At 63.8% G+C, this 25001-nt stretch carries 25 protein-coding genes; 11 read left to right on the forward strand and 14 right to left on the reverse strand.

The window, feature by feature from the left end; genetic code table 11:
- Positions 1 to 307: 307 nt before the first annotated feature.
- Positions 308 to 715, forward strand: a complete 408-nt coding sequence (locus NP945_RS16240) for a carboxymuconolactone decarboxylase family protein (protein WP_127321473.1) — start codon at positions 308 to 310, stop codon at positions 713 to 715.
- A gap of 4 nt (positions 716 to 719) precedes the next feature.
- Here NP945_RS16240 and NP945_RS16245 read toward each other — a convergent pair whose 3' ends face one another.
- The 12 genes from NP945_RS16245 to NP945_RS16300 form a co-directional block, all read right to left on the reverse strand.
- Positions 720 to 1607 carry an amidohydrolase gene (locus NP945_RS16245; RefSeq protein ID WP_256746922.1) on the reverse strand — a complete coding sequence of 296 codons (888 nt, stop codon included), beginning with the start codon at positions 1605 to 1607 and terminating at the stop codon, positions 720 to 722.
- A complete protein-coding gene (locus NP945_RS16250) occupies positions 1607 to 2743 on the reverse strand; it encodes a VWA domain-containing protein (protein ID WP_256746923.1) in 1137 nt (378 codons plus the stop codon). Before NP945_RS16250 ends, NP945_RS16245 begins: the two co-directional genes overlap by 1 nt.
- Positions 2744 to 2942: 199 nt before the next feature.
- The gene (locus tag NP945_RS16255; protein WP_256746924.1) at positions 2943 to 3824 is read right to left on the reverse strand and encodes a MoxR family ATPase; all 882 of its coding nucleotides are present in this window, start codon (positions 3822 to 3824) and stop codon (positions 2943 to 2945) included.
- An 8-nt stretch (positions 3825 to 3832) separates the two neighbouring features.
- Entirely contained in the window at positions 3833 to 4837 is a 1005-nt protein-coding gene (locus tag NP945_RS16260) for a xanthine dehydrogenase family protein molybdopterin-binding subunit (protein WP_023756899.1), read from the reverse strand.
- A gap of 1 nt (position 4838) precedes the next feature.
- The gene (locus NP945_RS16265) at positions 4839 to 6206 is read right to left on the reverse strand and encodes a xanthine dehydrogenase family protein molybdopterin-binding subunit (protein ID WP_256746925.1); all 1368 of its coding nucleotides are present in this window, start codon (positions 6204 to 6206) and stop codon (positions 4839 to 4841) included.
- Positions 6207 to 6219: 13 nt separating this feature from the next.
- On the reverse strand, positions 6220 to 6702 hold the full coding sequence (locus tag NP945_RS16270) for a (2Fe-2S)-binding protein (RefSeq protein WP_256746926.1): 483 nt from the start codon (positions 6700 to 6702) through the stop codon (positions 6220 to 6222).
- A gap of 60 nt (positions 6703 to 6762) precedes the next feature.
- Entirely contained in the window at positions 6763 to 7557 is a 795-nt protein-coding gene (locus NP945_RS16275; RefSeq protein ID WP_127266793.1) for a xanthine dehydrogenase family protein subunit M, read from the reverse strand.
- Positions 7558 to 7569: 12 nt separating this feature from the next.
- Positions 7570 to 8013 (reverse strand): SRPBCC family protein, encoded by a 444-nt coding sequence (locus NP945_RS16280; protein ID WP_127321791.1) that lies wholly within the window; start codon positions 8011 to 8013, stop codon positions 7570 to 7572.
- 130 nt (positions 8014 to 8143) lie between these two features.
- Entirely contained in the window at positions 8144 to 8971 is an 828-nt protein-coding gene (locus NP945_RS16285; protein WP_256746927.1) for an AraC family transcriptional regulator, read from the reverse strand.
- A 175-nt stretch (positions 8972 to 9146) separates the two neighbouring features.
- Positions 9147 to 9914, reverse strand: a complete 768-nt coding sequence (locus NP945_RS16290; RefSeq protein WP_256746928.1) for an SDR family oxidoreductase — start codon at positions 9912 to 9914, stop codon at positions 9147 to 9149.
- A gap of 87 nt (positions 9915 to 10001) precedes the next feature.
- Positions 10002 to 11000 (reverse strand): ABC transporter permease, encoded by a 999-nt coding sequence (locus tag NP945_RS16295; RefSeq protein ID WP_127266789.1) that lies wholly within the window; start codon positions 10998 to 11000, stop codon positions 10002 to 10004.
- Positions 11001 to 11039: 39 nt separating this feature from the next.
- Positions 11040 to 11780, reverse strand: coding sequence for an ATP-binding cassette domain-containing protein (locus tag NP945_RS16300; RefSeq protein ID WP_013530854.1), 741 nt, complete (start codon positions 11778 to 11780; stop codon positions 11040 to 11042).
- Between the two features lie 464 nt (positions 11781 to 12244).
- On the opposite strand from NP945_RS16300, the gene NP945_RS16305 reads away from it, so the two are divergent.
- Positions 12245 to 13234 carry a sugar-binding protein gene (locus NP945_RS16305; RefSeq protein ID WP_023813244.1) on the forward strand — a complete coding sequence of 330 codons (990 nt, stop codon included), beginning with the start codon at positions 12245 to 12247 and terminating at the stop codon, positions 13232 to 13234.
- Between the two features lie 198 nt (positions 13235 to 13432).
- A complete protein-coding gene (locus tag NP945_RS16310; protein WP_256746929.1) occupies positions 13433 to 14215 on the forward strand; it encodes a FadR/GntR family transcriptional regulator in 783 nt (260 codons plus the stop codon).
- A gap of 24 nt (positions 14216 to 14239) precedes the next feature.
- Here NP945_RS16310 and NP945_RS16315 read toward each other — a convergent pair whose 3' ends face one another.
- Positions 14240 to 15178 (reverse strand): NAD(P)-dependent oxidoreductase, encoded by a 939-nt coding sequence (locus NP945_RS16315; protein ID WP_127331723.1) that lies wholly within the window; start codon positions 15176 to 15178, stop codon positions 14240 to 14242.
- A 119-nt stretch (positions 15179 to 15297) separates the two neighbouring features.
- On the opposite strand from NP945_RS16315, the gene NP945_RS16320 reads away from it, so the two are divergent.
- Both NP945_RS16320 and NP945_RS16325 read left to right on the forward strand, forming a co-directional pair.
- Positions 15298 to 16194, forward strand: a complete 897-nt coding sequence (locus NP945_RS16320) for an NAD(P)-dependent oxidoreductase (RefSeq protein WP_256746930.1) — start codon at positions 15298 to 15300, stop codon at positions 16192 to 16194.
- Between the two features lie 102 nt (positions 16195 to 16296).
- Positions 16297 to 17073, forward strand: coding sequence for a FadR/GntR family transcriptional regulator (locus NP945_RS16325; RefSeq protein WP_127271478.1), 777 nt, complete (start codon positions 16297 to 16299; stop codon positions 17071 to 17073).
- A gap of 12 nt (positions 17074 to 17085) precedes the next feature.
- Here the strand turns inward: NP945_RS16325 and NP945_RS16330 are convergent, their stop codons facing one another.
- Entirely contained in the window at positions 17086 to 17376 is a 291-nt protein-coding gene (locus tag NP945_RS16330; protein WP_024501537.1) for a DUF3175 domain-containing protein, read from the reverse strand.
- Positions 17377 to 17547: 171 nt separating this feature from the next.
- Between NP945_RS16330 and NP945_RS16335 the strand changes: the two genes are divergently transcribed.
- From NP945_RS16335 to NP945_RS16360, 6 genes are all read left to right on the forward strand, one after another.
- Positions 17548 to 18777, forward strand: coding sequence for an MFS transporter (locus NP945_RS16335; protein ID WP_256746931.1), 1230 nt, complete (start codon positions 17548 to 17550; stop codon positions 18775 to 18777).
- Between the two features lie 177 nt (positions 18778 to 18954).
- Positions 18955 to 19983, forward strand: a complete 1029-nt coding sequence (locus NP945_RS16340) for a LacI family DNA-binding transcriptional regulator (RefSeq protein WP_128364006.1) — start codon at positions 18955 to 18957, stop codon at positions 19981 to 19983.
- A 302-nt stretch (positions 19984 to 20285) separates the two neighbouring features.
- Complete coding sequence (locus NP945_RS16345) at positions 20286 to 21413, forward strand: sugar ABC transporter substrate-binding protein (protein WP_127273383.1); 1128 nt, start codon at positions 20286 to 20288, stop codon at positions 21411 to 21413.
- Between the two features lie 79 nt (positions 21414 to 21492).
- A complete protein-coding gene (locus NP945_RS16350) occupies positions 21493 to 23040 on the forward strand; it encodes a sugar ABC transporter ATP-binding protein (RefSeq protein WP_256746932.1) in 1548 nt (515 codons plus the stop codon).
- Complete coding sequence (locus NP945_RS16355) at positions 23037 to 24017, forward strand: ABC transporter permease (RefSeq protein ID WP_256746933.1); 981 nt, start codon at positions 23037 to 23039, stop codon at positions 24015 to 24017. Before NP945_RS16350 ends, NP945_RS16355 begins: the two co-directional genes overlap by 4 nt.
- Positions 24014 to 25000, forward strand: coding sequence for an ABC transporter permease (locus NP945_RS16360; RefSeq protein ID WP_127295464.1), 987 nt, complete (start codon positions 24014 to 24016; stop codon positions 24998 to 25000). The genes NP945_RS16355 and NP945_RS16360 overlap by 4 nt, the downstream gene beginning before the upstream one ends.
- Position 25001 lies beyond the last annotated feature (1 nt).

The raw sequence follows: 25001 nt of genomic DNA on the forward strand, positions 1-25001 counted from the left end.
CACGGGCGGAGCAAGGAGCGCAGCGACGCGGCGCAGACCCGAGGATCCATGCCGCGACTCGGAAGCGCCGCGACCGGGCAGAATTCTGCTCCGTTGCACTCCGCGGCTGACGTAACGGAATGGATCCTCGGGTCTCCGCGACGGCGCTTCGCGCCTGCTTCGCCCGTGGATGACGAAGTTTAGATGCCTCGGCTAATTTCCAACGCTATTGCGGGCCAAAAACTGAGTCAAAGAAGCCGGTTAGCCGCCTTTGCTCGAAACTTGATTCAACGAACCAGTTCATCGATCGAAGCGAAAGGACCACACCATGGCCACAGCAAGACTCCTGACCGATGCCGAGGTCGAAAAGATCCCCGCCGTGAAAGCCGTGTTCGACGACATCCGCGCGACGCGCAAATCTGATTTCGTCAACAATTTCTGGCGCGGGCTGGCCAATGATCCTCCGGCGCTGAAGCGGATCTGGGAACAGTTGAAGGTGGTGATGGTCGCCGACAGCGCCATCGATCCGCTGACCAAGGAGATGATCTACATTGCTGTCTCGACCGCCAATGGCTGCTCCTACTGCGTCCACTCGCACACGGCGGCGGCCCGCGCCAAAGGCATGACCGATGCGCAGCATGGCGAGCTGGTGTCGATCATCGGCCTCGCCGGCCAGACCAACCATCTGGTGACGGCGATGCAGATCCCGGTCGATCCGCAGTTCGAGGTTAAGTGAAGCGTCACACCGGCCGGTAAACCTTCTCCGCCGTGTGCCAGAAAATATCCGCCTCCGCCGCCGCACCATGCCTGGCCACCGCATCGCGGTGCGTCTTGATCAGCTCGGCGTGGCTGGTCCAAAGCTTCTCGATCGGAAAGTTCGAGCCGAACATCAGATGGTCGGCGCCCAATATGTCGATCGCATTGTCGACGATATAGGCGATCAGAGCCGGGTCGTTGCGGTGGACGAAGGTGCCGAGGCCGGAGAGCTTGGCGTAGAAGTTGGGGGCGGCTGCAAGCGTGCGCAGGCCTGCCTTCCAGGCTTCGGTGGTTTCCGGCTCCATGCCGGTCAGCATACCGGCATGGGTGAGGATGAAATTCGTCTCCGGGTTTTCGCCGACCAGCGTCAGGCCGTCCTTCATCTGAGCGGGGAAGAGCTGCAGGTCGAAGGAGAGGCCATAGTCCTTGAGCCGCGCCACATTGGCGCGCACCTTGGGGTCGATCACCTGGTCGGCGGAGGCGGCGAAGCGGAAGGCCGGGGTCTCGTGCCAATGCAGTTGCATGCGCACGCCGCGCAGCAGCTTGTATTTCATCAAGCGATCGATCTGCGGTCTGATATCCTCGACTGTCATGTCGGTGTAGCCGACAATGGCATGCGGCCAGCCGGTTTCGTCGGATGTCTTCTGCAGGAAGGCGACTTCCTTCTCGAAATCCTCCTTGGCCCAGTTGGTCTGGACATAGACGGCCTTTTCGACGCCTGAATCCCTCTGGTCCTCGAGAAATTCCTCGATCGGGTAGTCGCGCCGGATCGGCTCGTAGGGACCGAAGATGCGCGGCACCATCGGCCCGACCAGCCAGGGCTGGTCCTTTTGGCGCCAGATGTGGAAATGCGCGTCGATGGCTTTCTGCATCACGAAACCCTCTTCCAGATTGTCGCCGCCGCTGAAGCAGGGCGGGCGAGCGACAGGATGAAATCGGTGAGGCTTTTCACCGACGAGCCATCGACGAGGTCGTCCAGGTCAGGCAGGATGGCACGAAGTGCAGCCGTTGCCGGCCGGAAGCGCGGGTCGCCGGCTAGCGGTGTGGCCAGCGACAGCCGGAAAGCGCGGGCGCTCAGCCGTCGCATGGCTGTCTCCAACTCGCCATGATCGCCGCGCTCCAGCGCGTCGGACAGGATCACGACCGTGGCACCGCGTGCAAACGACGAAAAGCGCGGCACCGAGAGGAAGGCGAGCAGCGTCGGTCCCATGCGGGTGCCGCCGTCCCAGTCGTCGACCTGGGCAGCGGCGCGCGCCATCGCCTGGTCGCGGTCGCGGATGCGCAATGCCGTGGTGATGCGCGTCAGCCGCGTGCCGAAGGTGAATATCTCGGCGCGGTCGGCACCTTGCACGGCCGCATGTGCCAGCTTGAGATAGTCCGCTGTGTGCAGCTTCATCGAGCCGGAAACGTCGATCAGCAGCAGCAGCTTGCGCGGTACGGTCTGGCGGCGGCGCAGCAGCGGCGAGGGCACGTCGCCATCGGCGCTGACGATTTCCCTGAGCGATCGGCGCAGATCGAGCTTACCGCGCGAGTGGGTGCGTATCGTACGGAAGGAGCGCCGGGCTGGTAAAGCGGTCGAGAGTTTGCGACGAAAGGCGGTCAGCCTGTCATCGTCGCGCTGGAAGTCGCGGACACTCAACTGCTCCAGGGCCGAAGAGAGGTCGCCGCCCTCTTGGCTTTGTTCGGCCTCGAGCCGTTCGTCGTCGGCGCCACCATCATCCTTGATGCGAGTTTCCTCGTCGGCGTCGCCTTCGACCACGGCGGACGTATTGCCATAAAAATGGCTCTGGAAATGCGCCTCGAATTCGTCGCGGCGGTCGGGCGGCGGCGCCAGCGTGGCAAGGGCCGCCTCGCGGATGTCGGCCATCGAGCGCGGGCCGAGCAGGGTCACCGCCTGCATGAAGCCGGAGACCTGCTCGGGGGCGATGGCGAAACCATAGCGGCGCAGCAAGCGGCCGAAGCTGAGGAAGGGCGCAGCGGCGCGAGGCAAGCTTGTTTCCCGCATCATTGCGTGGCGCCCCCCTCTGTCCTGCCGGACATCTCCCCCTCAAGGGGGGAGATTGGCAGGTTCGACGCTTCGCTCTGTTCGGCGACGTGAGCGATTAGCGAAAGCGGGGATGACATCCGATCTCCCCCCTTGAGGGGGAGATGCCCGGCAGGGCAGAGGGGGGCGCTCTCCCGCCAGCATTGCAAAATGACCTCCCGCGTCACGCCAGCGCCTCCTCGACGATCCGGCCAAGCTCCGGTGCGATGTGGGAAAGGTCTTCCTCGTCCTTGATCAGCACGCCGATGGCGCGGCGAAAGGCTTCAGGCCACGGGCTGCCGCCTTTCTCCAAGATGGTCGCCGCGTTGGCCCATTCGACGGCCTCGGCGATGCCGGGCGGCTTGGCCAGCGGCCGGGCGCGAATGGTCTGCACGGCTGTCGCCACGGCGCGCGCCGTTGCTTCAGCCACATTGCCGGCGCGCAGCATGATGATGGCGGCCTCGCGCTCGGCGCCGGGATAGCCGATCCAATGATAGACGCATCGGCGGCGCAGCGCTTCGGCGAGCTCGCGGGTGCGGTTCGAGGTCAGGATGACGATCGGCTGCGCCGTGGCGCGGATGGTGCCGCGCTCGGGAATGCTGATCTGGAAATCGGACAGGAATTCCAAAAGCAGCGCTTCAAATTCGTGGTCGGAACGATCGATCTCGTCGACCAGCAGCACGCGTTGTTCCGGCGCCTTCAGCACCTGCAGCAGCGGCCGGGCGATCAGGAAACGGTCTTCATAGATGTCGATCTCATGCTCGCCGGCATGGCGGATGGCAAGCAATTGGCGCTGGTAGTTCCATTCGTAGAGCGCGTGCGCGGCGTCGATGCCTTCATAACATTGCAGCCGCACCAGATCGCGGCCCAGCAGCTCGGCGATCGCTTTGGCCGCCTCGGTCTTGCCGACGCCCGGTGCGCCTTCAAGCAGCAGCGGCTTGCCCAGCCGGATTGCCAGGAAGATGGCGGTCGAAAGGCTTTCATCGGCCAGATAGCGCGAGGCGGCCAGATGCTGCGCCACCGCCTCCGGCGAGGTCGCTGATGTCTCGGCGCTTGTCCCGGTCATTTCGGCCCTCAGTTCGCCGCTTGCGCCTTCAGCGCGCGCAGGATGCGCTCCGGCGTGATCGGCAGCGTGTCGATGCGCACGCCGACGGCGTCGAAGACGGCATTGGCGACCGCCGGGATCTGTGGGTTGGCGCACATTTCGCCCGGCCCTTTGGCGCCGTATGGTCCGTCCGCCGATGGCCGCTCCAGCACGATGATCTCGGTCTCGGCGAGGTCGCCGGGACCCGGCATCAGATACTGGTTGAAGTCGGTGCCGCCATGGTCGCGGTTGGGATAATAGGGCTCGGTCGTCTCGTAGAGCGCATGGCTAATGCCCATCCACGAACCGCCGACCAGCTGCTGTTCGACCATTTTCGGGTTCAGCGCGCGGCCGATCTCGAAGACGTTCTTCACCGTCAGTACGGTGACCTCGCCGGTTTCGTCGTCGACCTCGACCTCGGCCACGGTGCAGGCATGCGCGTAGCAGGTCGACGGCTTCATCGCGCCGGTTTCTTTCTCGGGATAAGAGCGCGGGATCAGGAACATGCCGCGGCCCGAGATCGAGCGGCCGCGCTTGAAATGCGCCGACAGCGCGACATCGAAGATCGAGATCGACTTTTGCGGCGCGCCCTTGACCAGTATGTTGCCCTGGCCGTCGGTCTCGAGGTCGGATGCATTCACCTCCAACTCCTCGGCCGCCACTTCCAGCATCACCTGGCGGGCTTCCCTTGCCGCCTGGATGACGGCGTTGCCGGCGCGGTGCGTGCCGCGCGAGGCGAAGGTGCCCATGCAGTGCGGGCCGGTGTCGGTGTCGGCGGTGTCGACGACGACACGGTCGGTCGGCACGCCGATCGTCTCGGCGCAGATCTGCGCCATGATCTGCTTCATGCCCTGGCCGAGATCGACCGATGACAGCGTCACCATGAAATTGCCTGTCGGCGTCGAATGCACCAGCGCCTGCGTCGGGTCGCCGCCGAGGTTCATGCCTGTGGGATAGTTGATGGCGGCAACGCCGCGTCCGCGCCTGATCGCCATCTCAAGCTCCCTTCACGTAGGACGACATCGCCATGTATTTATCCGCCACCGGCCAGTTGGCGGCGCGCGAGGCTTCCTGCATGCACTCGATCAGCGCCGCGCCCTCGGTCGGCTGGCGGTGCGCCTTCATGTCGCCGTCGCGATAGGCGTTGATGAAGCGGAATTCGAGCGGGTCCATGCCGATCAGCCGCGCCAGCTTGTCCATCTGCACCTCCAGCGCGAAATCGCCGATGGTGACGCCGAAGCCGCGCATGGCGGAGGAGGGCGTGCGGTTGGTGTAGACGCAGTAGGTGTCGATCCAGACGTTCGGGATGGTGTAGGGGCCGGGATAGTGCCCCGCGCCCTTCTGCGCGCCATAGGGCGAGTGGCGCGAATAGGCGCCGGCATCGGTGTAGCCAGTGACCTTGCGCGCGACGATGCGGCCGTCCTTCATGACACCGTCCTTGATGACGACCTTTTCAGCGGCGCGTGGCGACGAGATCTGCATCTCCTCCTCGCGGCTGTAGATAAAACAGACTGGTCGTCCTGTTAATTTTGCGCCGAGGATTGCGATCGGCTCGACGATGACGTCGACCTTGCCGCCAAAACCGCCGCCGACGGTGCCGCCGACGAAATGCAGTTTGCTGCCCGGCATCTGCAGGATGATCGAGGTGTTGTCGAGCGTGAAGAACATCGCCTGCGTGTTGGTGTAGCAGGTGAAGCGGTCATTGCCCTCGGGTGCCACCACGCAGCCGGTGGTCTCGGTCGGCGCATGTTCGATCGGCGAGGACTGGTAGCTCTCCTCCAATATGTGGTCGGCGCCGGCGAAGCCCGCCTCGACGTCGCCGAAGCGCACCTTGCGGCACTCGCCGCTGTCGTAGAGATAATAATTCTGGCCGTGATATTCGTTGACCAGCGGTGCGCCGGGCTTCAGCGCCTCTTCCATATCGAAGACGGCCGGCAGCACCTCATAGTCGACCTTGACCTTGGCTGCGGCCTCTTGCGCGGCACGCTCGGTTTCGGCCAGCACCGCCACTACGGCCTCGCCCTTCCAGCGCACCTTGCCGTCGGCAAGCACCGTCTCGTCCTCCGGCCCGACCTGGATCAGGATCAGGATGGTGTAGACATTGTGCGGCACATCCTTGGCGGTCAGAATTTTCACCACACCCGGATGCTTTTCCGCTTCCGAGGTGTCGATCGAGCGGATGCGGGCATGGTGATGCGGGCTGCGCACCATCTTCAGGTGCAGCATGCCGGGGAAATTGCGGTCGGCGAAAAAGGCGGTCTTGCCGGTGACATGGCCGGGTGAATCGGAGCGCGGCCGAGGTTGGCCGATCTCGTGCAGATCATCTTTGCGGACATCGGCGAAGTAGTTCTTGCGCAGTTCCATTCTTTTGGACCCCTCAGGCCGCGTTCTGCGAATTGGCGCGGGCGGCAGTCAGCACCGCCTTGATGATCGGTTCGTAGCCGGTGCAACGGCAGATGTTGCCCGATAGCGCCTCGACCACCTCGTCGCGGCTGGGGTTGGGCGTATGATCGAGCAGCACCTTGGCCGCCATGATCATGCCCGGCGTGCAGAAGCCGCATTGCGTGGCGAAGGTGTCGAGGAAGGCGCGCTGCAGCGGGTGCAGCACGCCGCTTTCCGAAAGCCCTGAAGTCGTGCTGATGACGGCGCCATCACAGGTCTCGGCCAGCGTCAGGCAGGAGAGCCTGAGTTCGCCGTCTATGATCACCGAACAGGCGCCGCAGGTGCCTTGATGGCAGCCGCCTTTCGGCGAGGTGTCGCCGATCTTGTCGCGCAGGGCGTGCAGCAGCGTTGTGCCGCTGTCGATGAATTCGGCCTTTTCCGAGCCGTTGAGCGTGAATTGAACCGGAACTTTTGCCATGTTTTCCTCCCAGCGCGCCTGCCCGAACCGGCGGACAGACGCGCGCCCCCGAACGAAATATTATGCGAGCAGCAACCGGCCGAGATGAACCGGCAGGACTTCGGCGCGATACCAGGCGCTGGCGATCGGGTCGGTGATGGGCGAGATGCCATCACCGGCCGCGGCCAAGGCCGGCGCGATGCCGTCAGCGGTCAGCGTTCGGCCGATCAGCGCTTTTTCCGCCGCCCTGGCGCGCATTGGCCGATCCGCCATGCAGCCGAGCGCGATCCGCGCCGAGGTCACGGTGCCATCCGACGACAGTTCCAGAACAGCGGCTATGCTGAGCACAGAGACGCCCTTGGGCTTGACCCTCGACACTTTCAGGAAGCGGAAACTGTCGGCCTTCGGAAGCGTGAAGCTTACGGAAGTGACGACGGCGCGGCTGCCGTCCCGATTGGCCAGAAAAGTCTCGATCGGCGTTTGCCCGTCATCGGTGCCGACCGTCGCATCGAGCGCCAGCAGGGCAACGGCGAAATCGCCATAGGGGGCCGGGGCAAAAAGATTGCCGCCGATGGTCGCCATGTTGCGGATGGCCGGGCCGCCGACGGCGCGAGCGGCCTTGGCGAGCGTGCCGAGCTCCGGATGACTGGCGATCGCCGCCATTGTCACCGAAGCGCCGATGCGGACTTTGCCGCCGGCAACAGCGATGGTGGACAAAGACGGCTCGGTCGACCTGACAAGGCCGGAAACCGAAACATCGCCTTCATTGGCCGCGCGGACGACCAGCGTGCCGCCGCCGAGATAGCGTGTGCCCTGGGCTTTCAGTGCCGCGTTCGCGTCTTTCACCGTTGCAAAGGTCTGCAGTGCCAGCGCCATGGTTGGCTCCTGTCAGCTCTGGCCGGCGAAATGGCTTTTCAGGGCGTTGAAGCCGCCCTGAAAGACATTCGCGCCCATGCCCTCGGCCAGCTTGTCTGCCTCCTCGGGCGCGGCGTCGAAGCTGGCGGTCCATTCGGCGTAGGTGCGGTCGCCATCGGTCACACGCCGCAGCTGCAGGGTCGCCTTGTGATTGGTCAGCGGTTGCGGCGTCTCGAGGATGGAGTAGCTGACCAGGAAATTCTGATCGGAGAAGTCGAGCAGCTTTTCGCGCAGGCGGGCGCCGCTGGCGAGCTGGAAATTGCGCACGCAGCCGATCGTGGTGGCATCCTTGCCGTCTTCAATGTGGCTTTCCACCATGCGCGGATGCCAGCCCGGCAGCCCGTTGAAGTCGCGTATGCGCGCCCAGACCTTTTCGACCGGCGCGTCGATGACGCTGGAGATGGTGACTTTGGCCATTTAAATGTTCCCTTGCAAAAGCGATCCGGTGCAAGGGTAGGGCGGCCATTTCAGCGGCGCTTATCAATGCGTCTTGAGCGTGTATCAAGGAGTCTGAAAAACAGTCGACCTTGACTAAACGAGGACAGGCTCAGGCAATCGCCCGCGCGGCCTCGCGGTAGAGCGTCGGCGGCACGCCGACATGGTCGCGGAAAAAACGCGAGAAATTGCCCTGCGTGGTGAAGCCGAGATTGCAGGCGACCGAGATCAGCGGCTCCCGCGACCATTGCAGCTGCCGCACCGCTTCCTCCATGCGCAGCGTGTTCCAGTAGACATTGGGCGTCAGATTGGTCTGTTCCTTGAACAAAGCGAAGAAATGCGGTCGCGACAGGCCGACGCTGCGCGCCACGTCGTCGAAGCAGATGCGCTCGCAGACATTGGCCTTCATCAGCTGGATTGCCTTGCGAACACGGAAATCCTGCATGGTGTTGATGCGGACACGGGCCTCCTGCGGCGCCGAGGCGTCGGCGGCGTCGAGCACGCTATCGATGAAACGCTCGATCTCGTAGTTGGCGATATCGTCGACGCTCTCATTGTCGCTGAGGTGGTCGAGCAGATTGGCGGCGGCCTGATGCAGCCACGGTTCCAGCGTGATCGCGGCTTGTGAAAACAGCGGTGCCGACGAAGGCAGGTCGCGGCGGCGCCGCGCCCAGTCGGGATCGATGTAGAAGGCGAGAAACAGACCGGGCGTCCCGTTTTGCGACAGAACATGGCTGTGCGGCTGGAAGGAGTTGATGCCGGCGGCCGTTCCAGGTCCAAGCCGGACGGTCTCGCGGCCGATGGTCATTTCGCCGGCCGTACCTTCCAGCCAGATGATCAGATGGGCCTCGATATGGGCATGGGTGACGAAGTCGCTTGCGACATTCAGGATAGATACATGTCCGAACCGGCCCCAGTAGAGCCTGATCGCTTCCGTCATGGGTATATCCTCCCGCAGACGACTAGCCTCCCTTCGTCTGCAACAGGGATTGTGCGGCTGAGTTCGGGGCCGCGTCAAGACGCGCGGGGGCGGCGAGGGCGAATGACGGCCGATGCGGCCGGATTTTCAGACTGAGCGATAGGTTTCCTCTCCTCCCACAAGGGAAGAACGCCCCTCAAACCGAAGCCGTCATGCCGCCATCGACATACAGTGTATGGCCGTTGACGAAAGACGATGCGTCGGACGCAAGGAACACGGCGGCGCCGATCAGCTCGTCGACAGCGCCCCAGCGTCCGGCGGGCGTGCGCTTTTCCAGCCAGGCGGAGAATTCCGGATTGTCGACCAGCGCCTGGTTCATCTCGGTGCGGAAATAGCCGGGCGCGATCGCATTGATCTGCAGGCCGTATCTCGCCCAGTCGGCGCACATGCCCCTTGTCAGGTTGCGGATCGCGCCCTTGGTCGCGGTGTATGGTGCGATGTTCGGCCTTGCCAGTTCGCTCTGCACCGAGCCGATGTTGATGATCTTGCCCTTGCCGCGCGGGATCATGTGGCGGGCGACCGCCTTGCCGGCATGGAAGGCGCCCGACACATTGGTCTTGAACAGGCGCTCCCATTGCTCCTCGGGAAAGTCCTCGAGCGGGGCGCGGAACTGCACGCCGGCATTGTTGATGAGGATATCGACGGCGCCGATCTCGGCCTCGATCCTGTCAATGTCCGCCGCGACGGCGCGAGAGTCGGTGACGTCGAAGGTCGAGGCATGCGCCTTGAAGCCGGCATTGCGCAGCTTTTCGACGGCGCTGTCGATCCTGGCAGCGTCGCGGCCGTTCAGCACCACGCTTGCCCCATGTTCAGCCATGCCCCGAGCCAGCGCGAAGCCGATGCCCTGGCCGGAGCCAGTCACCAGCGCCAGCCGCCCCTCGAGGCTGAACAGGGAGTTGGCCATCAAACCGTCTTTTGTTTGACCATGATCTCCGGATAAACGGTTCCGTTTGTCCGAGAAAACCGGTTTCCACTTTTCGGGATCATGGTTCTAGTCACTGCGGCGGAAATTGCGGATGCGGTCGAACAGCACCGCCAGCAGGATGGCGCCGCCGATGAACACACCTTGCCAGAAGGCATTGATGCCGAGCAGGCCGAGACTGTTGCGGATCACTTCGATCAGGGCCGCACCGACGATGGCGCCAAAGGCGGTGCCGACGCCGCCAGCCAGATTGGCGCCGCCGATGACGGTTGCGGCGATCACCTGCAGCTCCATGCCGGTGCCGAGATTGGTGGTGACGGCGCCCAGCCAGCCGGTCTGGATGATGCCGGCAATGCCGGCCGACAGCGCCGAGATCATGTAGACGGCAACCTTGATCTGGCGCACCGGAACGCCGGTCAGCGTTGCCGCGTGCTCGTTGCCGCCAATAGCGAAGATGTGGCGGCCGAACTTCGTCCAGCGCAGGATAAAGCCGGTGATCAGCGCCAGAAGGATCATGTAAAGCACCGGATTGGCGATGCCGAACACCCAGGCGCCGCCGCCCAATGACAGAAGCTTGGCGTGGTCCGGCCCGAACTGGAAGACGACCGTGTTGTTGGAGGCGACCATGGCGAGGCTGCGGGCGATCGACAACATGCCGAGCGTCACCACAAAGGGTGGAAAGCCGAGATAGGCGATCAGCACGCCGTTAAAGGCGCCAATGGCGAGCGCGGTGGCAATGGAGGCCAGGATGCCGACCTCGATCGAGTAGCCGGCATGCATGGTGACGGCCAGCACCATTGACGACAGGCACAGCACCGAGCCAACCGACAGGTCGATGCCGCCGGTGATGATGACGAAAGTCATGCCGAGCGCGATAATGGCGACGAAGGTGATGTTGCGGGTGATGTTGTAGAGGTTCTTCGACGTGGCAAACGCGTCGGTGGCAAACGACAGGAACACGCAGGCGAGGATGACCGCGATCACCACCCAGAAGGTCTGGCTGGCAAACACTCTCGCGGCCAAGGATTGCTGCTTGTGTTCGATCGGCTGGTCAATTGTCAGTGCCATCGTCGACCTTCATCTGCTGCGTGGTGAAATTCGCTGAAATCAAACCTGTTCGATGGCGCCGGTGATCAGCCCGGTGACTTCCTCGGGCGAGCTCGACGCAATCGTCTTGTCGGCGACCTTGCGGCCGCGCCGCATGACGATGACGCGGTCGGCGACGGTGAAGACGTCAGGCATTCGGTGGCTGATCAGCACGACGGCGATGCCCTGATCGCGCAAATGGCGGATCAGGTTCAGCACTTCGGCGACCTGGCGCACCGAGATCGCCGCCGTCGGTTCGTCCATCAGCACGATCTTGGCCTGCGACAGCATGGTGCGGGCGATCGCCACCGCCTGGCGCTGGCCACCCGACATCTGCTTGACGAGGTCGCGCGGACGGGTTTCGGACTTCAATTCGGCAAAGAGCTGGCCGGCACGCTTGTACATCGAGGCATAGTCGAGGATGCGGAACGGCCCGACGCCGCGCCGCAGCTCGCGGCCGAGATAGACGTTGGCGGCGGCAGTCAGATTGTTGCAGAGCGCAAGGTCCTGGTGGACGATCTCGATGCCGTGCTGGCGGGCTTCCGCCGGCTTGTGCAGGATCAATTCCTTGCCGTCCATGTGCATGGTGCCATGGCTCGGGCGGAAATTGCCGGCGATCATCTTGACCAGCGTCGACTTGCCGGCGCCGTTGTCACCCATGAGGCCGACCACCTGTCCGGGCTCGATCGACAGCGAAACGTCGTTGACAGCCTGGATGGCGCCGAAATGCCTAGAGATGTTGGTGAGTTCGAGAACCGCCACCAGCCTTTGCCTCCCCGTGATTTGCGACCTGCCGCTGTTCCCGGCGTGGATGCCGACGCTGCTTAGGCCTCGCTCTCCCCGGCTCCTCCCGAAGACGGCGTTAGCGTTCTTTTACGCAAAAGCCGGCGCACGTCAATCAATTGTCGGACGAATTGGGCCAGGACTATTTTAAAAATCCGTTTTGTAGGACAAATAGCATTGACGTTGGCGCCAAGCCGATATTAGCTAAGCGTCGGAGGAGATTATGCCGATCCCCGCTGGCGGTTCGCCGGCCGGAATCGGCGGAGGTTTGACGGCCCAGCATCCGGCGACACCTGTGTGTGAGCTGATCTGAAGCCGAATCTGGAAATGCTTATCGATCTGTCCTGGCGACACGAGCGCTCGAAACGACCCTCGGTCATCACGCATCCGGTCGATCTGTATGGCGGGCACGCCGTGTCCGTTTGTTTCAAGGGAGGACTGACATGAGGAAGACACTTTTGCTCGCCGCCGTCGCCGCAATGGCGTTGGGTGCCGGGCCGGCTTTGGCCAAGAAACAGCTCGTCATTGTCGTGAAAGGTCTCGACAATCCGTTCTTCGAGGCCATCCACCAGGGCTGCGAGAAATGGAACAAGGAAAACGCCAGCTCGGAATATGAATGCTTCTACACCGGTCCGGCGTCGACTTCGGACGAGGCCGGCGAGGCGCAGATCGTCCAGGACATGCTGAGCAAAGCCGACACGGTGGCGATGGCCATCTCGCCGTCCAACGCGCCGCTGATCGCGCAGACGATCAAGAGCGCCAATCCGACGATCCCGATCATGACGGTCGATGCCGATCTCAGCAAGGAAGACGCAGGTCTTCGCAAGACCTATCTCGGTACCGACAATTACCTGATGGGCAAGAAGATCGGCGAGTACATCAAGAAGGGCAAGCCGAATGGCGGCACGATCTGCACCATCGAAGGCAACCCGGCAGCCGACAACATCCTGCGCCGTGCGCAAGGCATGCGTGACGCACTGTCGGGCAAGGAAGGCCTTGCCGCACTTGCCGGTGAAGGTGGCTGGACCGAAGTTCCCGGCTGCCCGGTGTTCACCAATGACGATGGCGCCAAGGGCGTGCAGGCGATGACCGACATCCTCGCCGCCAACCCCAAGCTGGACGCTTTCGGCATCATGGGCGGCTGGCCGCTGTTCGGGGCGCCGCAGCCCTATCGCGATCTGTTCGGACCGCTCAAGGACCGGATCGCCAGCAACGACTTCGTCATCGGCGCCGCCGACACGATCGGCGACGAAGTGGCGATCGCTCGTGACGGCCTCGTGACGGCTCTGGTCGGTCAGCGGCCGTTCGAAATGGGCTACAAGGCACCGTCGGTGATGATCGACCTGATCGAAGGCAAGGCAGTCGCCGATCCGGTGTTCACCGGCCTCGACGAGTGCACCAAGGATACGGTCGACACCTGCATCCAGAAGTAGGTTCTCGATTTCGGGGCGCCCGGTTGCGGGCGCCCCGTCATTCCTGAACGGAAGCGATAATTCCCGAACGGACGCAATGGTTGGGGCAACCGGCTCCGGCTTTGCCGTGCCCGTGATCTGGATTTTTCGGCAACGAGATCGGCGCCCGTGCGGTTCGGCTCAATCCGGACGACAGACGGTCGACGCATTGGAACGTGGATGCCGGACGAGAAATCAAGCAAGCGAACCGACCCGGCCAAGCCACAAGCCAGCCGCAGCCCGGCTGTCATGCGGAAGGCCGGTGCCGCGCATTTTGCGGGAGCGAGCGTCCATGTTTCGCTGGCCGGCGAGATTGGCCTGCGGATCGTGCGTGGCGACTATCCGCCCGGCACCATCCTGCCCAACGAGTCCAGATGGGCCGAGATATTCAATGTCAGCCGTTCGGCGGTGCGCGAAGCAATCAAGATGCTGATGGCGAAAAGCCTGTTGGCCTCACGCCCCAAGATCGGCAGTTGGGTCGAGCCGAGGGAGCGCTGGAACCTGCTCGACCGCGACGTTCTGGCCTGGTACGCGACGGCGCCCGACCGCGAGGCGTTCCTGCGAACCGTGCAGGAGTTTCGTCATATCATCGAACCGGAAGCGTCGGCCTTTGCCGCCATACGGCGCAGCGACGAGCAAATGGCGGAAATCAGCCAGGCCTGCCGCGAGATGGGCGAGGCCTTGAGCCTGCAGGAGCGTATCCGCGCCGACACGCGCTTTCATCTGGCCATCCTGCGCGCTTCCGGCAACGACCTCCTGGTGCCGCTCGGCGTGCTGATCGAGTCGGCGCTCGACCATCTCTTCGCATTCACGACGCAGCAGGTCGCCGATCAACGCCAGGCGCAGAAGCTGCATGAGGCGATCGAAAAGAACATCCGCCTGCAGCGCCCAGCCGCCGCGCGCAACGCCGTGCACAAGCTGCTTGCAGATACCGACGATGGGATAGGGCGGTGGAGGCGGTGATCGGCGCCAGCCTTGAGCGATCGGTTAAATGGTCTGCTTCTTCCCATCCTTCATCGGCATCAGGTCGACCCCGTTCACCCCAGCGATATGCGTCGCCAGCATCGGTACGAATTGCTCGGCCGGGCCGGTTGCATGGGCACCGGCGAAGGAGTTCTTGGTGGCGTTGCCGAGCGGGTTGGCAATGCCGGCCGCACCCGCCATCGATTCCAGATAGGTCAGGTCCTTGAAGGCATTGGCGATGGTGAATTTGTGCGCGTCGCGGTCGCCTTCGAGCGTCCAGCGCATGAAGGTCTGGTAGAAGCCGCAATCCATGCGGCCATTGCGAATAACGCTGTCGAAGCGCGGCGGCGAGATGCCGACCTTCTCAGCCAGCGCCAGCGCCTCGGAATAGATCGCTGCGTAGCCGAGCGAGATGAAATTGTTGAGCAGCTTCATGCGATGGCCGTCGCCGGTGTCGCCGATATGGACGATGCGGCCGGCCCAGGTTTCGATCACCGGCTTCACCCTGGCAAAGAGGGCGTCCGGCGCGCCGACCATGGCGTCGAGCGTGCCTTCCCAGGCTTCCTTCGGCGTGCGGCTGAGCGGCGCGTCGACAAAATCGATGCCGAGCGCCTTAAGTTCCGCTGCCAGCGCCACCGTCGAGACCGGATCGGAGGTCGAGCAGTCGACGACGACCGAGCCCTTTTTCAAGCCCTCCTTGAGGCCGCCGGGGCCGCGAATGATGGCTTCGACCTCGCGCGAACCGGTGACGCAGATGAAGACGATATCAGATGCCGCCGCCACATCGCGCGACGTCGATGCTTCCGTGGCGCCGCGGCCAAGCAGGTCTTCCGCCGGTTTGCGGTTCTTGCGGCCGAGGAAGGTCAGGCTGTAGCCCTTGTCGACGATGTTTTTGGCGATCCCGTGGCCCATCAGCCCAAGCCCGATGAAGCCGATCTTTTCGCTCGCGGCAGTCGTGTTCATGTCTTCAAGTCCTGTTGCAATGATTGATGTCAGGCGCTGCCGTTTTGCAGGCAAGGGTGGTTGCGGATGGCGATATTGTCTGACAATACACATAAATTCCTGAGGATGTGGAGAGCAAAATGACGAAACGGATCATGTTCACCGGCGGCAGCGGCAAGGCCGGACGCCATGTCGTCCAGTATCTGGTCGAGCAGGGCTGTCAGGTGCTCAACATCGACACCAGGCCGCTCGACAATCCCAAGGTGCGCACGCTGATCACCGACATCACCGACAGCGGGCAGGTGTTCAACGCGCTGTCGAGCTATATGGGCCTGCATGAATTCGACCCCTCGCTGCGCCCGCAGCCGGTCGATGCGGTGGTGCATTTCGCTGCCATCCCGCGCATCATGATCACCACCGACAACGAGGTGTTCCGCATCAATGCGCTCGGCACCTACAATGTCATCGAGGCGGCGGTGAAGCTCGGTATCCGCAAAATTATCATCGCCTCCAGCGAGACGACTTATGGGCTTGTGTTCGCCAACGAGCCGCGCGATCCCAAATATTTCCCGCTCGACGAGGAGTATGACGTCGATCCGATGGACAGCTATGCTTTGTCCAAGGTCGTCAACGAGAAAACGGCGCGCGCCTTCGCGCAGCGCAACGGCGCCGACATTTATGCCCTGCGCATCGGCAACGTCATCGAGCCGCACGAATATTCGCTGTTTCCGAAATGGTTCGCCGATCCGGGTTTCCGCAAGCGCATCGCCTGGAGCTATGTCGACGCGCGCGACCTTGGCCAGATCACGCTGCGCGCCATCGAGAAGGACGGCCTCGGCTATCAGGTGTTCAACGCGGCCAATGACGACACCTCGTCCGACCTGCCGACTGCCGAACTCCTGAAGCGGTTCTACCCCGGCGTGCCGGTCAAGGCCGAACTCGGCGAATACGAGACGCTGCTCTCCAACCGCAAGGCGCGCGACGTGCTGGGCTTCCGCCCGGAGCATAGCTGGCGCAAATACGTCAAGCAGGACTGATCCGCGAAGCAATCGGGGCTGATCTGTGCACAGCGGGCGGCTTTGCGGTGCAAGCCGCTTGCCGCGCTTGACAGCCTGCTTAATACGGACTTTCTGGAACCCATGCGGGACGCGAAGCCGAACAAGGAAAAATCGTTGGGGAAAGCGGTCTCCGGGGACCGTCCGGGCGGCGTTCGCCGCGCCGACGCCGCGCGTATCCCAGGCTCCAGCGTCCACGCCTCGCTGGCCAGCGAAATCGGCCTCAGGATCGTGCGCGGCGACTATCCGCCCGGCACCATCCTGCCCAATGAAGCGAAATGGTCGGAGACCTTCAGCGTCAGCCGCTCGGCGGTGCGCGAAGCCATCAAGATGCTGATGGCCAAGAGCCTTTTGGCCTCACGTCCCAAGATTGGCAGCTGGGTCGAGCCCAAGGAACGCTGGAACCTGCTCGATCGCGATGTGCTTGCCTGGTACGCGACGTCGCCGGATCGCGAGGTGTTCCTCAAGACCGTGCAGGAATTCCGCCACATCATCGAGCCGGAAGCGACCGCGTTCGCCGCCATGCGAAGAACCGACGAGCAGATGGCCGAGATCAGCCTGGCCTGCCGTGAGATGGGAGAGGCGACGAGCCTGCAGGAGCGGACCCGCGCCGACACGCGCTTCCATCTTGCCATCCTGCGGGCTTCGGGCAACGACCTTCTGGTGCCGCTCGGCGTACTGATCGAGTCCGCCTTCGATCACCTCTTTGCCTATACGACGCGGGAGATCGACGATCTCAACCACGCGCAGAAGCTGCACGAGGCGATCGAGAAGAACATCCGCCTGCAGCGCCCCGACGCCGCGCGCAATGCCGTGCGCAAACTGCTCGCCAACACAGACGGCGTCATCCGCGCCCGGTAGGGCCGGCCGCCGCTAATCATCCTTGTCACGTCCGAAGGCGCTGCGCAGTTCGTCCTTGGCGTCCTCAAGCACTTTTTTGCGCGCGGCAGGCAAGTTCTTGCCGGCGCGGTTGATGTAAAAATTCAGCATCGACATGGCGGATTGGAAAGGCTCGGCCTTGCGCCTGTGGCTGTGTTCGGCGGATCGTTTCAGCGAGGCGGCGATCTTCCTGGCGTCGTCGGATTCGAAGACGTGATCCTCAAGATCCATTGCGTTGCTGTGCTCGGTCACCTCGGCCGACCATTTTTTCCTGGTGGCGGTCATCGCTGGACTCCTTTGCAGGGTGGGTTGCCGGGAAAACTCTGCACATCGGCATCGGTTCCGGCCTGGCTCTGGAGCCACGGATTTGCCCGCTGTGGCGCTGCTGCGGCCTGAGAATGCGCCGATAGTGGCGCAAACGGCAGCCGATCTCCGAGACCGCCGACAGGAAACGCCTTGACTCGAACCGACAGCATCCAGCCCGGCCCCGGCATCGACAGCTCCTATGCCTGGATGCGGCTTGCCATCTCGATGCTGCTGGCGACGATCGGCGCCGTGGGCATGTGGGCTGTCGTCGTCGTGCTGCCCGCGGTGCAGGCCGAGTTCGGCGTCGACCGCGCCGCGGCGTCCATGCCTTACACCGCGACCATGGTCGGTTTCGCCGCCGGCAACGTGCTGGTCGGCCGCGCCATCGACCGGATGGGTTACTGGATCCCGGCGCTGATCTCTTCGATTGCGCTTTCCGCCGGGCTGCTGCTCGCGGCGCTGTCGACCTCGATCCTGCAGTTCACGCTTGCCCAAGGAGTGCTGATCGGTGTCGGCACGTCGGTGATCTTCGGGCCGCTGATCGCCGATATCTCGCACTGGTTCAACCGTCGTCGCGGTGTCGCGGTCACGGCGGCGGCGGCCGGCAATTACCTTGCCGGAGCGTTGTGGCCGACCATCATGCCGACGCTGATGAAGGCGGAGGGCTGGCGCTTCACCTATGCGGCAATCGGCATCTTCTGCCTGGTGACAATGGTGCCGCTGGTGCTGATGCTGCGGCGCGGTGCCCCGGCGGCGGCCGTCGCGGGTTCGCCCGGAAGCCGGTCGGTGCAGCCGATCTCGCTGTCGCCGGCGGCCTTGCAGGTGCTGCTGGTCGTCGCCGGGCTCGGCTGCTGCGTGGCGATGTCGATGCCGCAAGTGCATATCGTCGCCTATTGCATGGACCTCGGCTACGGCGTCGCACATGGCGCCGACATGCTGTCGATCATGATGGCGGGCGGCGTCGTCAGCCGGCTGGCGTCCGGCTTCCTGGCCGACCGTATCGGCGCGGTGTGGACATTGATGATCGGCTCGGTTCTGCAGTGCCTGTCGCTGCTGTTCTATATTCCGTTCGACGGGCTTGCCTCGCTCTATGTGGTGTCGCTGGTGTTCGGCCTGTCGCAGGGCGGCATCGTGCCTTGCTACGCGATCATCGTGCGCGACTACATGCCGGCCAGGGAGGCCGGCCAGCGTATCGGCATCGTCATGATGGCGACCATCTTCGGCATGGCGATCGGCGGCTGGATGTCGGGCTGGATCTACGATTTGACCGGTTCCTATGCCGCTGCATTCCTCAACGGCATCGCCTGGAATTTGCTGAACCTGGTGGCGATCGGGCTGCTGTTCTGGAAGGCACGGCGCAGCACAGCCGTGATGGCCTGAGCTCACCGTGCCCAATGGTCCGGGAGCTGCGCGGCTTGACATCCACCCAAGGCTGGGCGACGCCGGAAGGCGGATGGGTGCGGCAACAGGCCGGTTTGGCATGACGACGGTGGCAAAGACCCTGAATATGGTTCCAAAGGCGCTTGGCTGCACAAGCCCGTCGCCAGGAGTGCGCCCTTGACCAAGCCGCGCTCGCGCCGGGGCGGCGGCCGCCCGACCATCGCGGATGTCGCGCGCAAGGCCGGCGTCGGCGCCATCACCGTGTCGCGCGCCCTGCGCGAGCCGGAGCGTGTGTCCGAAGAATTGCGCCGCCAGATCCAGGCCGCCGTCGACGAACTGGGCTACGTGCCGGACCCGAATGCGCGGGCGCTGGCCTCGGCGCGCGCCGAGGTGTTCGGCGTGCTGGTGCCGTCGCTCACCAACAACGTCTTCGCCGAGGTGGTGCGCGGCATCTATGACAGCCTGTCGGCCAGCCCGTTCCGCATCCAGCTTGGCAACACCCACTATTCCGGCCTTGAGGAAGAGCGGCTGCTGCAGCTGTTCGGTTCGCAACGGCCAGCCGCGCTGATCGTCGCCGGCATCGATCAGACGCCGGCTTCGCGAAAGCTGCTGGAAAGTGCCGGCTGCCCCGTGGTGCAGGTCATGGAAACCGGCCCAGATCCCGTCGACATGATGGTCGGCTTCTCGCATCTCGATGGCGGCAGGGCAGCGACCGAGCATCTGATCGAGGCGGGCTATCGCCGCATCGGCTTCATCGGCGCGCGCATGGATCCGCGTTCGCAGCGGCGCCTTGCCGGCTATCGCGCGGCGATGGAGGCCGCGGGCCTGTTCGACCCGCGCCTCGTCACCACCACGCCGGTGCTGTCCAGCGTGTCGCTCGGCCGCGAGATGTTCCGCGACGCCCTGGCCAAGGTGCCGACACTCGACGGTGTCTTCTGCAACAATGACGATATCGCCCTCGGCGTCTTGTTCGAATGCCATCGCGCCTCGATCGCGGTGCCGAAGACAATCGGCATCGTCGGTTTCAACGATCTCGACATGATGCAGGTGGCGTTTCCTTCGGTCACCAGCATCCGCACCCCTCGTTATGAGATCGGCCGGCGTGCCGTCGCCATGGCGCTGGCGGCGATCGCCGGCAACAGACCGGAGCAACGGATCGTCGACCTCGGTTTCGAGCTCAAGCGCCGCGAGAGCACGGCGCGTTGAAACGCACAGGAGCGACTGTGCGAATGCCGGTTTACACGCCAATTTGGTAGCGCTACCATCTTTTACAAGCAGGTGCATGAACGACAGGTCGCACCTGTTTATTATACATAAGCGACAACTAATACTTGTTTATTATGGATAATATGATAGTTTTCGCCCCGCTGGCGGCGACAAGGGAGGAACCGGGTCGGCCACCACGGGCGGCCAAGGAAGCGCATGGCGAGGCGGGAGGTGCCGGTCCATCGCGCGAAAAATTCGCATTGCGAAACGAACAATCAGAACTGCAATCGGGAGGATTATCGATGATCAAGTCACTTGTTGGTGGCGTCGTTGCCGCCACTGCATTCGTCATGCTCAATTCGGCCGCCATGGCCGCCGGACCCGAAATCGTATCGGGTCCTGCCGCTCAGGCGGACTGTTTCGCGCCGTGGAGCGCGGAGACCAAATTCTTCAAATATCCGAAGAAGGAAGGGCCGTTCCGCATCGCCTTTGCCAATGGCTATATCGCAAACACCTGGCGCATCCAGATGGTGCAGACGGCCAAGGCCTACGCCGCACAACCTGAAGTCAAAGCCAAGATCAAGGAATTCAAAGTCGTCTCGACGGGTGAGGACGTGCCGGCGCAGATCTCGGCGATCAACAATTTCATCGATTCCGGCTATGACGCCATCGTCACCGACGCCCAGAACCCGACGGCCTTCGGTCCGGTCATCAAGCGCGCCAAGGAAGCCGGCATCGTTCTGGTCGCCTTCGACAACATCCTCGACACCAAGGATGCCATCAACGTCAATGTCGATCAGAAGGGCCTTGGCGAATTGTGGGCCAAGTGGCTGGTCGCCAAGATACCGAATGGCGGCAAGATCCTGGAAGTGCGCGGCGTCGCCGGCACCTCCGTCGACACCGACCGCCACAACGGCATCCACGAGGTCTTCGCTGCGTCCGGCAAGAAGTGGGACGTCACCGAAGTCGCCGGCAAATGGGATGACGGCGTGGCACAGAAAGTTACCGCCGATGCGATCGCCACCAACGGTCCGTTCGACGGCATCACCGGCCAGGGCGGCGATACCGGCATCGTGCAGGCGATGATCGACGCCAAGCATCCGTTCGTGCCGTTTGGCGGCGAGACCGAGAACGGCTTCCGCAAGTTCTGCGCCGCGCATTCGGCCGACGGGCTGAAGTGCTCGTCCGCGGGCTCGGGTCCGGCTCAGGTCGCCGTCGCCATCAAGACCGCGATCGCCGCACTCGAAGGCGAGGTGGTGCCACAAGAGGTGAAGCTGCCGCTGGCGATCGCCGAAGACCCGAACTTGAAGGAAGGCACGGATTACTTCCCCAAGGAATCCGATAATTTCTTCGTCGGCAATTCCTTCCCGACCTGCGGCATCAATTTCAGCGCCCAGGAAATCATGGGTCAGACCAAGGAAAACCAGTAAATCATCACTGGCTGTCACCTGGCGCCGCGGCTTGAGCCGCGGCGCTTGTCTCAATCCCACAATCGCCCTGGGAGGGCCGATGGACGGTGCGGCTCCGCTCTTTCGTATGGAAGGCATATCCAAGCGCTATGGCGGTGTACGCGCGCTGGAGAAGGCCGAGCTTGTCGTCGAAGCCGGCAGCATCCACGCCATTCTCGGTGAAAACGGCGCCGGCAAGTCGACGTTGATCAAGGTCATGGCAGGTGTCGTGGCGCCCGATGAGGGCCGCATGACGCTGGACGGGCGCGAGGCGACCTTCGCTTCTCCGGGGGCCGCCAACAAGGCCGGCATCGTCTGCATCTTCCAGGAACTGTCGCTGGTCCCCGAGCTCAGCGTTGCCGACAACATCGTCATTTCCGACCCGCCCAAACGCTTCGGCATGATCGACCGCAAGGCGCAGCGCCGCATCGCCGAAGAAGCACTTGCTCGTGCCGGCGCCGCCGACATCCACCCGCTGGCGCTGGTCAAGGACCTACCGCTGTCGCGCCGGCAGATGGTCGAGATCGCCAAGGCATTGGCACGCAAGCCGCGCATTCTCATCCTCGACGAAGCGACCTCGGCGCTGACGGCAGCGGATGTCTCGAAGATCTTCGCAGTGCTCAAGCGGCTGCGCTCGGAAGGGCTGGCGCTGCTTTACATCTCGCACCGCATGAACGAGATCGCCGAACTGGCGGATCAGTGCACGGTGTTCCGCAACGGCCGCAATGTCGCCAGCTATCCAGCCGGCTCGAAGAGCGACAATGAGGTGGTCGAACTGATGATCGGCCGCGAATACAGCCATATCTTTCCGCCCAAGCCGGCGGCCATGACTGCCGCCGCGGCCCCCAGGCTCGAGGCCCGCAAGCTTTCATGGGCCGACCGGCTGCACGACATCTCGCTGACCGTCAGGGCAGGTGAGGTGGTCGGCCTTGGCGGCCTCGACGGCCAGGGCCAGCGCGAATTGCTGCTCGCCTTCTTCGGCGTGCTGCGGGGCCTCAGCGGCCAGATCCTGATCGACGGCAAGTCGGTCTCGATCACCAGCCCATCCGTTGCGCGCGACGACGGCATCGGCATGGCGCTGATTCCCGAGGACCGCAAGACCGAAGGGCTGATGCTGCCGATGACGGTGCGCGAGAACCTGTCCTTCGCGGCGCTCGACCGGCTGTCGAAAGCCGGCATCATCGACCGTGCCGCCGAGCAGCGGCTGATCGACGACATGGTCGGCCTCCTGGCGATCAAGACGGCAGGCCTCGACATTCCGGTCGGCGCGCTTTCGGGCGGCAACCAGCAGAAAGTGGTCATCGCCAAATGGCTGATGCGCCAGCCACGCATCATCCTGCTCAACGATCCGACGCGCGGCATCGACGTCGGCACCAAGCAGGAGCTGTACCAGCTGATGCGCAAACTGGCCGACGCGGGTGCTGCGATCCTGTTCTACTCGACCGACTATGATGAACTGATCGGCTGCTGCGATCGCGTGCTGGTGCTCTATGACGGGGCGGTCAAGCGCGAGTTGGTTGGTGCCGAGATCACCGAGCGGGCGCTGATATCAAGCGCGCTCAACATCCATGGCGAGGAGAGCCCGGTGGGCCTGGGAGCGGACGCGTGAAGGATTGGCGCTACTGGCTGGCCGAACAGCGCGGAACGCTGCTGGCATTCGGCATCTTCATCGTCATGTTCGTCATATACACCTCGAACCATCCGGCGGGCTTCACCGCCAATGTCGTGCAGACGGCGTCGAACAAGGGCGTGCTGCTCGCCTTTGTCGCCATGGCGCAGACGCTGGTGGTGATCACCGCCGGCATCGACTTGTCCGTCGGTATGATCTTCCTGCTCACCAACTGCCTCGCCTCCTGGCTGGTGGTCGGCACGCCGATGCAGACGACGCTCGGTGTCATCGCCGTGCTGGCGGTGGGGCTGTTGTGCGGCGCGATCAACGGCGCCATCGTCATCTATGGCCGGCTGCAGCCGATTGTCGCCACCATTGCCACTGGCGCCGTCTATTACGGCATCGGCCTTTTGCTGCGGCCATTCCCGGGCGGCTCGGTCAATGAGGATCTGGCCGATGCGCTGACCGGCCGTGTGTTCGGCGTGGTGCCGGCGAGCCTGGTCGTCCTGCTGGCCATCGTGCTGGTGATCTGGGTGCCGTTCAGCCGCTCGGTGCTCGGCCGCGCCGCCTACGCGGCCGGCTCGTCGGAGACGGCGGCCTACATGTCCGGCGTGCCGATCCGGCGCGGCAAGTTCGCCGCCTACACGCTGGCCGGCCTGCTGGCGGCGATCGGCGGACTGTTCCTGACTTTCTTCACCTATACGGGCGAGGCGGCCTATGCCAGCGGCAACTCCTACACGCTGTTTTCGATCGCAGCCGTGGTGCTCGGCGGCGTCTCGCTGTTCGGCGGCAAGGGCAGCGCCATCGGCGCCATCTTCGGCGCGCTGGCCTTCCGCACCATCGGCGACCTGTTGTTCGTCTTCGATTTCGATCCGCTCTGGCAGCCGCTGTTCCAGGGCGTTATCCTGCTGGTCGCCGTCAGCCTCGGCGCCTTCGCCCTTTTTCGGGTCCGTAACCGGCTGGAGTGGTTCCTGTGAGCGAAACGACGCTTGGCGGTATTGCCGGCCGCATGCCCAGATTCATCCGCCGTGCCGATCCGGCGGTGCTGACGGCCTTTGCCTGCATCGTTCTCTTGCTGTTCCTGGGCAGCCTCTATTCCAGAAGCTTCCTGTCGCCTGAATATCTTCTGCAGCAGCTCAAGGTGGCTTCGTTCCTCGGCGTCATCGCAACCGGCATGATGCTGGTCATCCTGCTCGGCCAGATCGACCTGTCGGTGCCATGGGCGGTGGCGGCGGGCGCCATGATGGCCTGCGCTGCGGCGGCGTACGGCCCAGTCGGCGTGGCGCTGGCCATTCCGTTCGGTATTTTCTGCGGCATGCTGATCGGCGTCGTCAACGGCATCGGCGTCGCCTATCTGCGCATCCCCTCGATGATCATCACATTGGCCACCAACGCTGTCGCGCAAGGGCTGATGGTGGTCTACACCGGCGGGTTCTCGCCGCAGGATTCGGCAACGGGCGCGATGCGCTACCTGGCGACCGGCTTCGCCATTCCGGGCGTGCCCAACGCGGTCATCATCTGGGCGCTGATCGGAGCCGCGATGGTGTTCGTGCTGACCCGTACCAGCTTCGGCCGCACCGTCTACGGCATCGGCAACCGCGAACGCGCGGCGTATCTCTCCGGCATCGATACGCGGCGCGTGGTGATGATCGCCTTCGCCGTCTCCGGCGGGCTCTCGGCTTTCGGCGGCGTGCTTCTGGCTGGCTATGCCTCCAAGGCGGCGCAGTCGATGGGCGACGCTTATCTGCTGCCGTCGATCGCCGCAGTGGTGCTTGGCGGCACCTCGATCCTGGGTGGGCGCGGCTCCTATCTCGGCACGGTCGCCGGTGTCATCCTCATCACCCTGCTGCAGTCCATCCTCTCCGTCATGCAGATGCCGGAGGCGGGGCGGCAGATCATCTATGGCGTCGTCATTGTCGCCATGCTGCTGCTCTACGGCCGCGCGCCGGCAAGCCGCTGAC

It is taken from the genome of Mesorhizobium sp. LMG17149 (assembly GCF_024518695.1).
Lineage (GTDB): Bacteria > Pseudomonadota > Alphaproteobacteria > Rhizobiales > Rhizobiaceae > Mesorhizobium.

Excerpts from the sequence above, each read along its gene's own strand:
- NP945_RS16345 (WP_127273383.1), top strand. The coding sequence starts at position 20,286 with ATGATCAAGTCACTTGTTGGTGGCGTCGTTGCCGCCACTGCATTCGTC.
- NP945_RS16240 (WP_127321473.1), top strand. The coding sequence starts at position 308 with ATGGCCACAGCAAGACTCCTGACCGATGCCGAGGTCGAAAAGATCCCC.
- NP945_RS16325 (WP_127271478.1), top strand. The coding sequence starts at position 16,297 with ATGCGGGACGCGAAGCCGAACAAGGAAAAATCGTTGGGGAAAGCGGTC.
- NP945_RS16310 (WP_256746929.1), top strand. The coding sequence starts at position 13,433 with ATGCCGGACGAGAAATCAAGCAAGCGAACCGACCCGGCCAAGCCACAA.
- NP945_RS16330 (WP_024501537.1), bottom strand. The coding sequence starts at position 17,376 with ATGACCGCCACCAGGAAAAAATGGTCGGCCGAGGTGACCGAGCACAGC.
- NP945_RS16245 (WP_256746922.1), bottom strand. The coding sequence starts at position 1,607 with ATGCAGAAAGCCATCGACGCGCATTTCCACATCTGGCGCCAAAAGGAC.
- NP945_RS16315 (WP_127331723.1), bottom strand. The coding sequence starts at position 15,178 with ATGAACACGACTGCCGCGAGCGAAAAGATCGGCTTCATCGGGCTTGGG.
- NP945_RS16260 (WP_023756899.1), bottom strand. The coding sequence starts at position 4,837 with ATGGCGATCAGGCGCGGACGCGGCGTTGCCGCCATCAACTATCCCACA.
- NP945_RS16275 (WP_127266793.1), bottom strand. The coding sequence starts at position 7,557 with ATGGCGCTGGCACTGCAGACCTTTGCAACGGTGAAAGACGCGAACGCG.
- NP945_RS16285 (WP_256746927.1), bottom strand. The coding sequence starts at position 8,971 with ATGACGGAAGCGATCAGGCTCTACTGGGGCCGGTTCGGACATGTATCT.
- NP945_RS16305 (WP_023813244.1), top strand. The coding sequence starts at position 12,245 with ATGAGGAAGACACTTTTGCTCGCCGCCGTCGCCGCAATGGCGTTGGGT.
- NP945_RS16265 (WP_256746925.1), bottom strand. The coding sequence starts at position 6,206 with ATGGAACTGCGCAAGAACTACTTCGCCGATGTCCGCAAAGATGATCTG.
- NP945_RS16290 (WP_256746928.1), bottom strand. The coding sequence starts at position 9,914 with ATGGCCAACTCCCTGTTCAGCCTCGAGGGGCGGCTGGCGCTGGTGACT.
- NP945_RS16280 (WP_127321791.1), bottom strand. The coding sequence starts at position 8,013 with ATGGCCAAAGTCACCATCTCCAGCGTCATCGACGCGCCGGTCGAAAAG.
- NP945_RS16255 (WP_256746924.1), bottom strand. The coding sequence starts at position 3,824 with ATGACCGGGACAAGCGCCGAGACATCAGCGACCTCGCCGGAGGCGGTG.
- NP945_RS16250 (WP_256746923.1), bottom strand. The coding sequence starts at position 2,743 with ATGATGCGGGAAACAAGCTTGCCTCGCGCCGCTGCGCCCTTCCTCAGC.
- NP945_RS16270 (WP_256746926.1), bottom strand. The coding sequence starts at position 6,702 with ATGGCAAAAGTTCCGGTTCAATTCACGCTCAACGGCTCGGAAAAGGCC.
- NP945_RS16320 (WP_256746930.1), top strand. The coding sequence starts at position 15,298 with ATGACGAAACGGATCATGTTCACCGGCGGCAGCGGCAAGGCCGGACGC.
- NP945_RS16295 (WP_127266789.1), bottom strand. The coding sequence starts at position 11,000 with ATGGCACTGACAATTGACCAGCCGATCGAACACAAGCAGCAATCCTTG.
- NP945_RS16350 (WP_256746932.1), top strand. The coding sequence starts at position 21,493 with ATGGACGGTGCGGCTCCGCTCTTTCGTATGGAAGGCATATCCAAGCGC.